Origin of the sequence: Novosphingobium sp. CF614, from assembly GCF_900113255.1 — a bacterium.
In the GTDB taxonomy this organism is placed as follows: Bacteria; Pseudomonadota; Alphaproteobacteria; order Sphingomonadales; family Sphingomonadaceae; genus Novosphingobium.
On record NZ_FOOR01000005.1, the window covers coordinates 38,691 to 52,037 of the forward strand.

The 13,347-nt window shown below is 63.3% G+C and carries 16 protein-coding genes, 2 tRNA genes and 1 pseudogene; 11 read left to right on the forward strand and 8 right to left on the reverse strand.

Annotation, left to right across the window (positions count from 1 at the left end; translation table 11 throughout):
- Window positions 1-13 precede the first annotated feature (13 nt).
- Window positions 14-88 (forward strand) — tRNA-Gln (locus BM052_RS07555).
- A gap of 122 nt (window positions 89-210) precedes the next feature.
- Here the strand turns inward: BM052_RS07555 and BM052_RS07560 are convergent.
- The 4 genes and pseudogenes from BM052_RS07560 to BM052_RS20230 all read right to left on the reverse strand — a co-directional run bounded on the left by BM052_RS07560 (window position 211) and on the right by BM052_RS20230 (window position 2,411).
- Window positions 211-1,104, reverse strand: coding sequence for an SMP-30/gluconolactonase/LRE family protein (locus tag BM052_RS07560; RefSeq protein WP_091145135.1), 894 nt, complete (start codon window positions 1,102-1,104; stop codon window positions 211-213).
- Window positions 1,105-1,152: 48 nt separating this feature from the next.
- A pseudogene (locus tag BM052_RS20225) lies at window positions 1,153-1,302 on the reverse strand (IS110 family transposase); the annotation flags it as partial.
- Window positions 1,303-1,341: 39 nt separating this feature from the next.
- Entirely contained in the window at window positions 1,342-2,289 is a 948-nt protein-coding gene (locus BM052_RS07565; RefSeq protein ID WP_091145137.1) for an SDR family NAD(P)-dependent oxidoreductase, read from the reverse strand.
- Complete coding sequence (locus tag BM052_RS20230) at window positions 2,286-2,411, reverse strand: hypothetical protein (RefSeq protein WP_255406017.1); 126 nt, start codon at window positions 2,409-2,411, stop codon at window positions 2,286-2,288. Before BM052_RS20230 ends, BM052_RS07565 begins: the two co-directional genes overlap by 4 nt.
- 162 nt (window positions 2,412-2,573) lie before the next feature.
- On the opposite strand from BM052_RS20230, the gene BM052_RS07570 reads away from it, so the two are divergent.
- The 3 genes from BM052_RS07570 to BM052_RS07580 all read left to right on the forward strand — a co-directional run bounded on the left by BM052_RS07570 (window position 2,574) and on the right by BM052_RS07580 (window position 5,906).
- On the forward strand, window positions 2,574-3,197 hold the full coding sequence (locus BM052_RS07570) for a TetR family transcriptional regulator (RefSeq protein ID WP_177198375.1): 624 nt from the start codon (window positions 2,574-2,576) through the stop codon (window positions 3,195-3,197).
- Between the two features lie 87 nt (window positions 3,198-3,284).
- Window positions 3,285-5,087 carry a flavin-containing monooxygenase gene (locus BM052_RS07575; RefSeq protein ID WP_091145143.1) on the forward strand — a complete coding sequence of 601 codons (1,803 nt, stop codon included), beginning with the start codon at window positions 3,285-3,287 and terminating at the stop codon, window positions 5,085-5,087.
- A gap of 33 nt (window positions 5,088-5,120) precedes the next feature.
- On the forward strand, window positions 5,121-5,906 hold the full coding sequence (locus tag BM052_RS07580) for an SDR family NAD(P)-dependent oxidoreductase (protein ID WP_091145145.1): 786 nt from the start codon (window positions 5,121-5,123) through the stop codon (window positions 5,904-5,906).
- A 110-nt stretch (window positions 5,907-6,016) separates the two neighbouring features.
- Here BM052_RS07580 and der read toward each other — a convergent pair whose 3' ends face one another.
- A complete protein-coding gene (gene der, locus BM052_RS07585; RefSeq protein WP_091145147.1) occupies window positions 6,017-7,396 on the reverse strand; it encodes a ribosome biogenesis GTPase Der in 1,380 nt (459 codons plus the stop codon).
- Between the two features lie 193 nt (window positions 7,397-7,589).
- Here der and BM052_RS07590 point away from each other — a divergent pair, with 193 nt between their 5' ends.
- Window positions 7,590-8,213 (forward strand): CHAP domain-containing protein, encoded by a 624-nt coding sequence (locus tag BM052_RS07590; RefSeq protein ID WP_255406018.1) that lies wholly within the window; start codon window positions 7,590-7,592, stop codon window positions 8,211-8,213.
- 23 nt (window positions 8,214-8,236) lie between these two features.
- On the opposite strand, the gene BM052_RS07595 is transcribed toward BM052_RS07590, so the two are convergent.
- On the reverse strand, window positions 8,237-8,539 hold the full coding sequence (locus tag BM052_RS07595) for a DUF3297 family protein (RefSeq protein WP_091145151.1): 303 nt from the start codon (window positions 8,537-8,539) through the stop codon (window positions 8,237-8,239).
- A gap of 79 nt (window positions 8,540-8,618) precedes the next feature.
- On the opposite strand from BM052_RS07595, the gene BM052_RS07600 reads away from it, so the two are divergent.
- From BM052_RS07600 to BM052_RS07620, 5 genes are all read left to right on the forward strand, one after another.
- A tRNA-Val gene (locus BM052_RS07600) sits at window positions 8,619-8,693 on the forward strand.
- Between the two features lie 138 nt (window positions 8,694-8,831).
- On the forward strand, window positions 8,832-9,023 hold the full coding sequence (locus BM052_RS07605; RefSeq protein WP_091145153.1) for a YgaP family membrane protein: 192 nt from the start codon (window positions 8,832-8,834) through the stop codon (window positions 9,021-9,023).
- A gap of 46 nt (window positions 9,024-9,069) precedes the next feature.
- Complete coding sequence (gene serS / locus BM052_RS07610) at window positions 9,070-10,350, forward strand: serine--tRNA ligase (protein ID WP_091145155.1); 1,281 nt, start codon at window positions 9,070-9,072, stop codon at window positions 10,348-10,350.
- A 58-nt stretch (window positions 10,351-10,408) separates the two neighbouring features.
- Window positions 10,409-11,173 carry a 5'/3'-nucleotidase SurE gene (surE, locus tag BM052_RS07615; RefSeq protein ID WP_091145157.1) on the forward strand — a complete coding sequence of 255 codons (765 nt, stop codon included), beginning with the start codon at window positions 10,409-10,411 and terminating at the stop codon, window positions 11,171-11,173.
- A complete protein-coding gene (locus BM052_RS07620; RefSeq protein ID WP_091145159.1) occupies window positions 11,170-12,249 on the forward strand; it encodes a LysM peptidoglycan-binding domain-containing M23 family metallopeptidase in 1,080 nt (359 codons plus the stop codon). The genes surE and BM052_RS07620 overlap by 4 nt, the downstream gene beginning before the upstream one ends.
- Before the next feature lie 74 nt (window positions 12,250-12,323).
- Here the strand turns inward: BM052_RS07620 and BM052_RS07625 are convergent, their stop codons facing one another.
- On the reverse strand, window positions 12,324-12,593 hold the full coding sequence (locus BM052_RS07625) for a hypothetical protein (protein ID WP_091145161.1): 270 nt from the start codon (window positions 12,591-12,593) through the stop codon (window positions 12,324-12,326).
- Window positions 12,594-12,675: 82 nt separating this feature from the next.
- Here BM052_RS07625 and BM052_RS07630 point away from each other — a divergent pair, with 82 nt between their 5' ends.
- On the forward strand, window positions 12,676-12,891 hold the full coding sequence (locus BM052_RS07630; protein ID WP_218151536.1) for a transposase: 216 nt from the start codon (window positions 12,676-12,678) through the stop codon (window positions 12,889-12,891).
- Here the strand turns inward: BM052_RS07630 and BM052_RS07635 are convergent.
- Window positions 12,888-13,280 carry a DUF1761 domain-containing protein gene (locus BM052_RS07635; RefSeq protein ID WP_091145163.1) on the reverse strand — a complete coding sequence of 131 codons (393 nt, stop codon included), beginning with the start codon at window positions 13,278-13,280 and terminating at the stop codon, window positions 12,888-12,890. The genes BM052_RS07630 and BM052_RS07635 overlap by 4 nt on opposite strands.
- Window positions 13,281-13,347 lie beyond the last annotated feature (67 nt).

The following is a 13,347-nucleotide window of genomic DNA, read 5'->3' on the forward strand; positions in this document are numbered from 1 at the left end:
GCGCAGTCCCCGCTGGGGCGTCGCCAAGTGGTAAGGCACCGGTTTTTGGTACCGGCATTCGCAGGTTCGAATCCTGCCGCCCCAGCCAAAATCCCGTTCCGCGGGATTTTGGATCGGCCGTGTGCGGCTCAAACATCCCGGAAACTGCGGTACAAATGGAGCTTCAATCGCTCAATTTGTACCGCGTCGGCAATGAGTACGCCGCGAGGATCAAGCCTTGGCGGACAAGGTCTCGGCTATTCCCCGTACATGCGTCTCGACAGCGAAGATGTCGCCGCCGAGCGGTGATACCGGAAGGCCCATATGGGATTCGAGCCGGCATGATGTAATGAACAGCGTGGACATGTCCTTGCCGCCGAATGCTACCATGGTCGGCCCGAGGACGGGCATTTCGAAGTGCAGGTCCAGCCTTCCGTCAGGCGCGAACCGGGCTACGCGGCCCTTGTCGCCATAGGGAATGGCGGCCCAATAGAAGCCATCGGTGTCGACCGTCGCGCCGTCGGGGATGCCGAATCCCTCGGGCATGGTGGCGAACAGCCGTTCGTTCGAGGGTGTGCCGGTGGCCGCGTCGTAATCGTATTGCAGAACAATCCGCCCCTCCGGACGCCAGTCGGAACGGTACATCGTCCTGCCATCGGGGCTGAACGCAGTCCCGTTCGGCACCATCACGTCGGGGATGACCGGCACCACCTTGCCCGCCTCGTAGCGATAGAAGGTTCCTTCCGGCGGGCCGTCGATCTTGAAGGCGAGGCGAATGGTGCCGGCCCACAGCCGCCCCTGACGATCGGCCTTGCCGTCGTTGAACCGGAATTCGGCCGAATCGAATGGGGCGTCGCAGATCTTCTCGAACCGGTTCGTGGTGAAGTCGAAATCGAAGAATCCTTCGTTCGTGGCGAGGACGGCGCCTCCGCCCTCGCGGAAATTGAAACAGCCGGGAGTGGCGGGTACAGGCCAGCGTTCGTTACGGCCCGTGCCCGGATCGAACCGGTTGAAAGTCTTGTTCTCGATATCGACCCAGTAGAGCGCCTGCTGCTCGACCGACCAGGACGGTGATTCCGCCAGCTCCGCCTTGATGTCCAGCACATGTTTGATCTCGAATTGCATCGTCACTCTCCTATGATGTTTGTCCAGCGGGATTGGATTTGTGCGGTGCTGGAACTGTGTGAAGTCATTGAACACCCATCCGTTTTTCAGGGTGTCGTAAATGATGGTGAGGAGCTTGCGGGCAGTGGCGATGATCGCCTTGCCAGCGCCGCACCGTTCCTTGATCCGGGTGTAGAAGCTCCTGAGGTGGGGCGGGTATGACGGAATGCCGCGCGACCGATCGACGGGACCATGTCGCTACATCTGACTGAGATCGATGCCGCGCTGGCGGCATACCGCGATAGTCTCGTCCACGGAGGATTCGGGTACGAAGAAGCCATCGGTGCCGTCTATCCGGGTAACCCGTTCGGCCAGATCCTCAGCACTGGGGGTGCTGCCCGCATCCGCGAGCCATCCATCGCCATAGCCGGCGAACACCCGCGAATAGCGCCCCGCGCAGGCGGCGATCGCCCGATGGTTCAGGACGCAATCACGGCTGGCCAGGTAGATGACAAGCGGAGTGATGAGTTCCGGCCGGATCGCATCATAGTAGGCCTGTCGCCCCGGCGGAATCGGGCCACCCGATTCCTGATCCGTAACCATGCGGGAAAAGCCGACCGGCAGCACCGCGTTGGATCGAATACCATGGGCCGCCCCCTCCAGTGCCACCACGTTCGACAGTCCGAGCAGGCCCGCCTTGGCGGTCGCATAGCTCGCGGTAGCCATCTGGCCGAACGCGCCGAATGTCGAGGATATGAACACGAAGCGTCCATAGCCCTGCTTCTTCATTGCGCGAAACGCCGGCTGGCTGACATGGAAGCTTCCATCGAGATGGACGTTCAGCGTCTTGCGCCATTCGTCGGGCGTCACTTGGTCGAAAGGCGTGAAATTGATGATGCCGGCATTGTTGACGACGATGTCGACGCGGCCGAATGTGTCGAGCGCGGCGTCGACGATCGCTTGCCCGCCTTCCGGGGTCGAGACGCTGTCGCTCGACGCTGCCGCGATACCTCCGGCTGCTTTGATCTGCGCGACGACCTGATCGGCGATCGAGGCGTCGGCACCGTCGCCGCGGCTCGATCCGCCGAGGTCGTTGACCAAAACCCTGGCGCCGCGACGGGCGAGTTCCATGGCGTAAAGCCTACCGAGTCCTCGCCCCCCGCCGGTGACGATGGCGGTCTGCCCGTCGAACCGTAATTCCTTCATATCGTGCCCTTCCCAAATCGATCGAGTTTCGTCGGCCAGGGCGTGCGGCGCAACGCGCCTGCGTCAGTGACGACCATGCCGGTGTCCGCGGCGGCCGCTTTCGCCCCGGGCTTCATCAGCATTGGCCCATCCACACCGCCAACACCGCATCCTGCTCAGAAACGTGCATCAACTGGCGATTGAATCGCGGATTTGCCGTCGCTTCCCGCTCCCTGCATCTTAATCGCGCCCATCAAATTGACAGTTGACTATCAACTGACACATGTATACCTATTAGCATTATGATGTCATTGCAAGTCACCTTCCATCAGGTCGCGCCGGGATCCTATTCCGACATGCGGAGCCGCAAGAAAGCGCGGACGCGCCTTGCGATTCAGGATGCCGCGCTCGATCTTTTCGCCGACCAAGGCTACGATGAGACTACGGTCGAGCAGATCGCGCTCCGCGCCGATGTCTCCGCGTCGACTTTCTTCCGCTACTTCGGTTCGAAGGCGGATATTATCCTCAACGATTACGATTCGCAGCTTGGGCAACTGTGCGCCGCCGTCCGGGACCAGCCGCTGGAGATCCGGGATTTGGAGGCAGTGCGCAGGGCCCTGCAGGCGACTTGGGTGCCCTATGTCGATCCGGTTCGCACCATCAGGACGGAACGGGCCGTGGCCCGGTCGGCCTTCCTGTGCGGAGTAGCCTACAACATTGGCCGTGGCTGGATGGATGCGGTGGCTGCCGCGCTGGTCGAACGGCGCGGCGATCCGGATGCGCTCGAAGAATGTCTGTTGATCGCGCGTACCGCGCTGGGCGTTTTTGGCGGCGCCACGGAGCAGTGGGTTTCGAGCGAGGCCAAGGAGGACTTCGGGGCCCTGATCGACCAGGGTTTCGAGATGCTCCAGCGCATGTGCCGGGGCTGATGAAGGCCGACGCCCAGTATAATATTTTCCAACCGGGATGCCCATAAGCGGAACCAATCTGCAATCGAACACCAGGAGAGAGAATACATGTCTGAAATTTCAAAGGGATTGAATTTCGATCCGGTCGCTCTGCGGAAGAAGTACGACGAGGAGCGTGACAAGCGACTGAAGTTGCGCCCCGAGGGCCTCGCCCAGTTCATCAAGACGAAGGGCCAGTTCGAGCATTATGCCGACGATCCCTACACCAAGTTCGAGGAACGCGATCCGAAGTCCGAGGATGTCGACGTTGTCGTCATCGGCGGTGGATTTGCCGGCATGCTCGCCGCCGTCCGGCTGATCCAGCAGGGAATCGACAACATCCGCATTATCGAGCGCGGCGGCGATTTCGGCGGCACGTGGTACTGGAACAGGTATCCGGGCGCCGCGTGCGACGTCGAATCCTATATCTACCTGCCGCTTCTGGAAGAGATGGGCACGATGCCCAGCGCGAAATATATTTTCGCACCGGAAATTCTGGAACACTCGCAAAACATCGCGAAGAAGTACGATCTGTACTCGCGCGCCTATCTGCAGACCCGGATCGAGGAGGCGCGCTTCGACGAGGCGAATTCGCGGTGGACCATAACCAGCAATCGCGGCGACCAGATCCGCACCAGATTCGTCATTCTCGCTTCCGGTCACTACCGGGAACCGAAACTTCCGGGTATCCCCGGCATCGAGACCTTCAAGAAGCACAGCTTCCACACCAGCCGCTGGGACTATGACTATACGGGCGGCGATCCCTACAGCCCCATGGTCAACCTGAAGGACAAGGTCGTCGGGATCATCGGCACCGGGGCCACCGCGATTCAGTGCGTCCCGCACCTGGCGAAATGGGCGAAGCACCTCTACGTGTTCCAGCGCACGCCATCCTCGGTGGACGTTCGCGCCAATCGTCCCACCGATCCGGAATGGTTCAAGTCCCTCAAGCCGGGCTGGCATGAGGAACGGATGATTAATTTCGTCCTGGCCACCAGGGGCCTTGCGGAAGAAGACCTGATCCAGGACGGCTGGACCAAGTTCAACACGCTTGTGAGGGACCTCAGCAAGCCGGACATGACGCCGGCCGAATTCGAGGAAGTCTTCCAGACGGTCAATTACATGATAATGGAGGATGTGAGGGCGCGCACCGGTGCGGTCGTGAAAGATCCCGCGACCGCCGAGGCCTTGAAGCCGTGGTACGACTGGCTGTGCAAGCGGCCGTGCTATCACGACGAATACCTTGATGCCTTCAACCGGCCGAATGTGACCCTGGTCGATACGGAGGGCCGAGGCGTCGAGCGTATTTCGGAAGACGCGGTCTTCGCGAACGGCAAGGAGTTCAAACTCGATTGCCTGATCTACGCGACCGGCTTCGAACTGTCGCCCTTCGAACAGGGATCGCCGATACCGGTGATCGGCCGGGGAGGCGCGACACTGTCCGACAAGTGGCGGGATGGCGCCACGACGATGCACGGCATGCATGTCCACGGTTTCCCCAACTTCATGCTCTCGAGCACGCGGCAGGCCTCATGGGACAACAATTTCCCGTTCTCCCAGGAAATCGTGGCAACCCACATCGCTCACATCATCCGCGAGGCCATGGATCGCGGCCTTGACGAAGTCGAAGTGACCGCGGATGCGGAGAGCGAATGGGTGCGCTTCCATGAAGAGAAATCGCAACGCATGTTGCAGGTCTGGCGCGATTGCACCCCAAGCTATTTCAATAACGAGGGGACGCATGACAAGTCCATTCTTCGCAACGGCAACTTCGGCGGCTCGATCCTGGAGTTCAGGGAAATCCTGCGCGAGTGGCGGGAATCGGGCGACTTTCCGGGACTGAAGCTGACGTCGAAAGCCCCGGCGCAATAGTTGCGGCCTGTCGCCGATTGACGGGAGAACAGGTTGGACCTTTCCCGATATGGGCCGTGGGCCTTCATTGCCGGTGGTTCTGAAGGGGTGGGCGCGTCTTTCGCGCGCAGCCTGGCGGCGGGCGGAATCAACCTGGTAATCGCCGCGCGCAAGCGCGAGGCGATCCAGGCGCTCGCCGCTGAACTGCGGCAGGCATTCGGTGTCGAGGTGCGCGAATTGCCGATCAACCTGTGTGCCGTCGACATGCTGCGTCAGGTCGAGGTCGCAACGCGGGACATCGAGATCGGCATGCTGATCTGCAATGCCGGCGCCGAAAATTCGTTGAGCCCGTTCCTCGACCGCAAGCCGGGCCGGGCCGAAATGATGATCGCGCTGAACGTCACCGTGCCCACCCAGCTTGCCTATCACTTCGGTAGTGGGATGCGCGAGCGCCGGCGCGGCGGGATCATCATTGTCGGTTCGAATTCCTGCCATGCCGGGGCGCCGCGGCAAGTCGTCTATTCCGCCGCGAAGGCCTATCAGTTCAATTTCGCCGAAGGCCTCTGGGCGGAACTCAGGCCGCACGATGTCCACGTTCTCGGACTGATCCTGGGCCTGACCAACACGCCGAACCTCGCCCGTACCGGCTTCAAGTTTGAGATGGCTGCAGGGCTGGTGATGTCCGAACCCGACGATGTCGTACGGCAGGGGTTCGAATACCTGGGCCGCGAGCCGATCCATTGCATCGGCGGATGGACCGAACGATGGCGCCAATTGCGCGGCCTGCCGCGCGGCGAAGCCATGGCCATGGTCGGGCATGGCGTGGGGACGAAGACCTGACCTCAAGTCTGTGGCGATCCGGCCCAGCCCGCGCGTGTTTCATCTTGCTCGAACGCCCGGCGCGCTTGTGCAGGCGCCCGGTTTCCCGTCGTGCCCACGAATGAGGCGCGTCAATTCTTGCTGAACGGATTCTTGGCACTGCGCAGGTGGAGCCGGATCGGCACCGCCTGGAAACCCAGCTCGCGCCGGATGCCGTTGATAAGGTAGCGTTTGTAGCTTTCAGGCAGCATGTCCAGGCGCGTGCCGAACAGCACGAAGCCCGGCGGACGCGTCTTGGCCTGGGTGATGTAGCGCAGCTTGATGCGCTTGCCCCCCGGCGCCGGTGGCGGATTGGCGCCCAGGGCATCGTCGAACCAGCGGTTGAGGGCCGAGGTCGGCACGCGCCGGCTCCACGCCTCGCGGATCGAAAAGGCCGCGGCGACAAGCTCGTCCAGCCCCTTGCCGGTACGTCCCGAGACCGCCAGCAGCGGCAGCCCGCGCACTTGCGCAAGGCCGTCGTCGAGCGCGCCGCGAATGCCGTTGAACAGCTTGCTGGCGTCCTCCGCGACGTCCCACTTGTTGATCGCGATCATCAGCGCGCGGCCTTCCTCGATCACCATCGAGGCGATCTTGAGGTCCTGGTGCTCCAGCCCGCGCGTGGCATCGAGCAGCAGCACCACCACTTCGGCGAAGTCGATCGCCCGGCGGGCGTCGGCGACCGAGAGTTTTTCCAGCTTCTCGGTAATCTGTGCTTTCTTGCGCATGCCGGCCGTGTCGATCAGCCGGACCTCGCGCGCCTCGCCGGTTCCGGGATCGGTCCAGACCCAGTCGATGGCGATCGAATCGCGGGTGATCCCGGCTTCCGGCCCGGTCAGCAGGCGGTCCTCTCCCAGCAGCTTGTTGATGAGCGTGGACTTGCCTGCGTTCGGGCGGCCGACGATCGCGAGCTTGAGCGGAGCGCGCAGCAGCGCTTCCTCGTCCTCTTCCTCGGCCAGGTCGTCATCCTCGGGCTGGAGCGGTTCGAGGTGCGGCAGCAGCGCTTCGAACAAGTCCCCCATGCCCTCGCCATGCTCGGCCGAGATCGCCACCGGGTCGCCCAGCCCGAGCGAATAGGACTCCAGCAATCCGCCTTCGCCGGCACGCCCCTCGGCCTTGTTGGCAAGCAGGATCACCGGCACCGGCGAAGCGCGCAGCCACTGCGCGATTTCCTCGTCCAGGGGGGTGAGGCCGGCGCGCGCGTCGATCACGAACAGCGCGACGTCGGCCGTTTCCAGCGAAGCCTCGGTCTGCTGGCGCATGCGGCCGGGCAGGGTCGCGACATCGTCATCCTCCCAGCCGGCGGTGTCGACGATGGTGAAATCGAGGCCGAGCAGGTGCGCATCGCCGAAGCGCCGGTCGCGCGTGACGCCGGGCTGGTCGTCGACCAGGGCCAGTTTCTTGCCGACCAGCCGGTTGAACAGCGTGGACTTGCCGACGTTGGGCCGGCCGATGATGATGACTTGGGGGAGCATGATGGAGAACCGCTTGGGGATTTCGCGCGGGTTTGGCAAGCATTCGGCACATGTCCGGCCCAAAGTCCGGCAAGCGACCGGAATATCCTTGCCGCTTTGTTAACCGTGCTTTGCAGGATAGCCCTAACCCAGCCGGCATATTGCTGGTCTCATGCAGCGGATCAGAAAAGCAATCATCCTAGGGGTTTGCGCGGTGTTGGTGCCGTCGGTGGCGGCCAGTTCCGCCATCGGCAGGATCGCTTCGGACACCGTTCCAGGCGGATGGAATCCTGGAACAGGCGTTTCCGGGACAGGCAGGGCATCTGGCGTTCTGGAATGCGTTCCCTACGCACGCCAGCTCTCCGGCATCCATATCTATGGCGACGCCCATACCTGGTGGAGCCAGGCCAAGGGCCGGTACGCGCGCGGCCATATGCCCAGGGTCGGCGCGGTCATGGCGGTGGAGCCGCACAACAATTCGCGCCTCGGTCATGTCGCGACCGTCAGCCGGATCGTCGATTCGCGCACGATCCTGCTCAGCCACGCCAACTGGTCCTATCGCGGCCAGATCGAGCGCAATGTCACCGCGCTCGACGTTTCCCCAGGCAACGACTGGAGCGAGGTGCGCATCTGGTATGGCCCCAACCGGAACCTGGGAACCACCCACTGGCCGGTCGCGGGCTTCATCTACAATGCCAGGCCGGGCACTCTGCGGGACCTCGGGCCTGACCTGGGCGGCAATCGCCTCGCGCAAATCTCCGCGCCGACCAAGGCTGGGACCAAACGCCAGCAGCGCCGCCGCGATCCGATCGGCGAGATCATCGCCGGCACGTATTAAGTACGGGCGGTCGCGGCGAAAATTCAGTCCTTCTTCGCGACCGGAGGATTTTCTCCGAGATCCTCGTACCAGGCCTCCACCGGGCCGGTCAGCTTGATGGTCAGCGGATTGCCGTGGCGGTCCATGGTCTTGCCCGCCTGCACACGCACCCAGCCTTCGGACACGCAGTATTCCTCGACGTTGTTGCGCACGGTGTCCTTGAAACGGATGCCGATGCCGCGGCGCAGCTTCTCCGCGTCGAAGAACGGGCTCCTCGGATGGATCGCGAGGCGATCGGGCGGCACGTCGGGGCCGGCCTCAACGGGCGTGCTGGTCTCTTCGGTCATGGCACCGCGCTTTAGAGTCAGATCGCGGCTTGTCAACTTGGCCCGAGTTGTCTACGGGCGCGCTTCCGCAACTGGTTGCGGGCGCGTAGCTCAGCGGTAGAGCACACCCTTCACACGGGTGGGGTCGCAGGTTCAATCCCTGCCGCGCCCACCATCCTTCCGGGATGGCGGTTTCTCCTTGAGCATGACATGCCCCGCGAAAATCGCGTGCCACGGGCCGGATTGATCCCGGTCAATGTGGCTGCCCTGTCGCAAGGTGCATTTTCGGTCCTTCAACACTGGGGATACGAAAATGTTCAAGGTCAACGTGGGGGGAATCGACCGCCTGCTGCGCATCGTCGTCGGGATCGTGCTGCTGGCGCTGGTCATGGTGGGGCCGAGAACCCCTTGGGGTTTTATCGGCGTGGTGCCGCTGGTAACCGGCCTGTTCCGGACTTGCCCGCTCTACAGCCTGCTGGGAATCAGCACCTGCAAGCTTCGGTAAAGCTGCCGCTTGCGCGGGGCCGGTCCGCACGGCATAGCCCCGCGCCATGCACGATATTCGTCTGATCCGCGAAGACCCGGCCGCCTTCGACGCCGGACTTGCCCGCCGGGGGGTGGAGCCCGTCGCCCAGGCCATCCTCATGCTCGACGAGCAGCGCCGTCTTGTCTCCACGCGCATGCAGGAGGGGCAAAGCCGCCGCAACGAGGCTTCGAAGGCGATCGGCAAGGCGATGGGGCAGGGCGACACCGTCACCGCCGACGCGCTCAAGGCCGAAGTGGCGCAGCTCAAGGACACGCTGCCGGCGCTCGAGGTGGAGGAGAAGGCGCTTTCGGCCAGGCTGCAGGACGAACTGGCGCGGCTGCCCAACATTCCCGTTCCCGAAGTGCCGGACGGCGAGGACGAGGCGCATAACGTCGAAGTGGCCAAGTGGGGCACGCCGCGCGAATTCGCCTTCGCGCCGAAGGAGCACGCGGACATCGGCCCCGCGCTCGGCCTCGACTTCGAGACCGGGGCGCTGCTTTCGGGCGCGCGTTTCACGTTCCTGAAGGGCTCGATGGCGCGCCTGCACCGGGCGCTGGCGCAGTTCATGCTCGATACGCAGACGGCGATCAACGGCTACCTGGAATGCAACGTGCCGCTGCTGGTGAAGGACGATGCGGCGTTCGGCACCGGGCAGTTGCCAAAGTTCGCCGAGGATCTGTTCCAGACTACTGACGGGCGTTGGCTGATCCCTACCGCCGAAGTCAGCCTTACCAACGCGGTGCGCGAACAAATCCTCGATCCCCGGGCGCTGCCCTTGCGGATGACCGCGCTCACCCCCTGCTTCCGCTCGGAGGCCGGCGCGGCGGGGCGGGATACGCGCGGGTTCATCCGTCAGCACCAGTTCGAGAAAGTGGAACTGGTCACCATCAGCAAACCCGAGGAAAGCGAGGCTGAGCACGAACGCATGGTCGCGGCTGCCGAAGCGATCCTGCGGGCGCTCGATTTGCCTTACCGCAAGGTCCTGCTCTGCGCCGGCGACATGGGGGCGACGGCGCGCAAGACCTTCGATCTCGAAGTCTGGCTGCCGGGGCAGGGCGCTTACCGCGAGATCAGCTCGATCTCCAACTGCGGCGATTTCCAGGCCCGCCGCATGAACGCGCGCTTCAAGCCGGAAGGTTCGAAGAAGACCGAGTTCGTGCACACGCTCAACGGTTCCGGCCTGGCGGTGGGCCGCACGCTCGTCGCGGTGCTGGAGAACTACCAGCAGGAAGACGGTTCGGTTCTGGTGCCCGAGGTGCTCAAGCCGTGGATGGGCGGGGTCGAGCGGCTGGAGCCGTCGCTCTGAGAAACCTGTTTTCGTTCGATACGAACGGGTCTTTGCAAATTCATCAGGATCCAAGCCAATGCGCATCCTCCTCACCAATGACGACGGCATCAACGCGCCGGGCCTCTACATTCTCGAAAAGATCGCCGCGCAGCTTTCGGACGACATCTGGATCTGCGCGCCGAGCGAGGAGCAGTCGGGTGCGGGCCACTCGCTGACGCTGACGCGGCCGGTGCGCCTGCGCCAGCATGCCGAGCGCCGCTTCTCGGTCTCCGGCACGCCTACCGATTCCGTCACGATGGCGCTCAAGAAGATCATGCCCGAACCGCCGGACCTGATCCTTTCGGGCGTCAATCGCGGCGCCAATCTGGGCGACGACGTGACATATTCGGGCACCGTCTCGGCGGCGCTCGAAGGGGCGCTGGCGGGCGTGCGCTCGATCGCGCTCAGTCAGGTTTATTCCCGGGAAGGGGTCGGCAACGCGGTGGACTTTTCCGCGGCGGAGGAATGGGGCGCAAAGGTGCTGAAACCGTTGCTCGACACGCCTTTCGCGCCGCGCACGCTGGTCAACGTCAATTTCCCGCCGGTCGCGGCTGGGGAGGTCAAGGGTATCCGCGTCGCGCGGCAGGGATTTCACGACTACGCACGCGGATCAGTTGTGGAAGGAACCGATCCACGGGGTTTTCCTTATTACTGGTTCGGGCTACATGGGATAGAGCATACGTTAGGTAACAATACAGATCTCGAAGCGATTGCGGGGGGCTTTGTTTCGGTGACACCACTACAGATCGATCTTACGCACGAGGGGTCTCTTGCCTCGCTGGCGGATCGCTACCTGACATGAAGCGTGCGCACTTGTTGGGCGCGGCGATGGCCGTGCTTGCGATCCCGGCCATCGCCGCGCCGGCCCGCGCGACCTCGCCCGCCGAAGAGACGGTGCACGTCGTCGGGCCCGGCGAAACGCTCAACGGCATCGCCAACCGCGCCGGCGTTTCACCCGGCGCGATCGTCAAGGCCAACGGGCTTGAACCACCCTACGTGGTCAAGGCTGGCCAGAAGCTCGACATTCCCCGGAAGGCGGCTGTGAAGACGGCCGCGCGAGTGATCGCCTCACGCAAGTCGGCAACGCCTGCTGCATCACCGGCCGCTGGAGTTTCGCCCGAGCGGGAGAGCCTTCATATCGTTCAGCCGGGGGAAACACTGGGCGGCATAGCCGCGCGCGCCAAAGTGCCGCGCGTGCTGATCGCGGAGGCCAACGGTCTGCAGGCGCCTTTCAATGTCAGGGTCGGCCAGAAGCTGCAGATCCCGCGCACGCGCCATCACCCCGTCGCGGCGGGCGACACCGGATTTTCGGTGTCCATGAAGTATGGCGTGCCGTGGGAACAGATCGCGCTTGCCAACAGCATCGATCCCCAATCACCGATCAAGGCCGGGCAGACCCTGCTGATCCCGACGCTGCTCAATCCACCACCGACCGGTATCTCGAAGTTGGATCCGGCGCCCGCTGCCGCCAGCGCCGCCCCAACCCCCGCGCCCGCGAAGTCGGCGCGCTTCGGTTGGCCGGTCAGCGGCACGGTCCGGCGTGGGTACGCGGCCGGCAGCGACTATCATGACGGGGTGGATATCGTCGCGCCCAAGGGCACGATGGTCCGCGCCGCCGCCCCCGGCACAGTGAAGTTCGCGGGCAAGGAAAAGGACCAGTTCGGCAATCTTGTCGTCATCGATCATGGTGACGGCTGGTTCACCGCCTACGGCTTTCTCAGTCGCGTCACGGTGAAGGAAGGCGCCAAAGTGGCGGCGGGCGAGCGCGTCGGCCTGGTCGGTGATACGGGCCTCGCCAAAGGCAACGAACTGCATTTCGAGGTGCGCCGCGACGGCAAGCCGGTCGATCCACTGGACGAACTGCCCAAGGCGCCGTGAAGTTCAATACACTTTATACCAGGTGGGATCCGCGATCGTCTCCCTGGAAAAGGCCCTAGGCGGCGTGGACAAATTCAGTGAAGCGGTTCTACGCTCACCAGCTTGAGGTCGCCGTCGAAGGGCTCGACATATGCGCAGATGTTGTACGAGAACTCGTCCATCAGATTGAGCCCTTCGGGGTCATAGTCGTTCTCGGCGACCAACCTGAGCTTGCCGTCCACAAAGGTGCAACTGACATTGTGTTCGTGCGGATAGTGAAGCCAAAACGCTTCGGTGATGTCGCGCGCCGCTTCGTCTCCCGCCGCAGCGGGAACATCATGGCATTCCAAAGTGATGCGATACATGTGTCGATGCTCCGGGTTTTGCGAACCTATCGGGAAACAGGGCTGACGGGGAAGCCGAAATGATTGACGAGCCCAGCGGAAGATAGAGGCCGTCATTCCTGGCCGGTCAAACCGCTGCGTGAAAATCGAGCATAATCGGGCGCTCTACAAGCAGCGCAATCGCATCGAGCGCATGTTCGGACAGCTCAAGATCAACCGCGCCATCGCCACCCGATACGATCAACTGGCCAACAGCTTCTTCGGAATGGTCCATCTCGCCACCGCCAGATACTGGCTCAAATTTGTCCACGCCGCCTAGCCCAGCGCCCAGAACACCAGGCCGATCGCCAGGTAGGCGATCAGCCAGAACGCGCAGTCGATCACGCGCCGCATCGGCTCGGTCCGGTTGCGCAAGTACGTCAGCCAGACCGCCGGGATTACGAAGGCGATCGCGATGCCGCCGGTCTGCATGAAATAGAGCCAGGGCTTGGCGTCCAGCGTCTCGGCGCCAATCCGCGCGAAATTGTGGCCGAGCATCACCGCGCTGATAAGGAATACGAGTCCGACCAGCACATAATAGCCGGTGCGCTCCGAATTGCCGGGGAACAGTTGGCGGGCGGCGGGGAATAGCCGTCCGTGCCAGACCATCGCGATGACCAATGCCAGTGCCGCCGCGAGGAATACCGCCAGCCAGTTCACCGGACCCATACAATTCCCCTTTTCGCGCCGGCCGCCACCATGCCGTATGTGGCATGTGTCGCAGGCGATTGCCGTG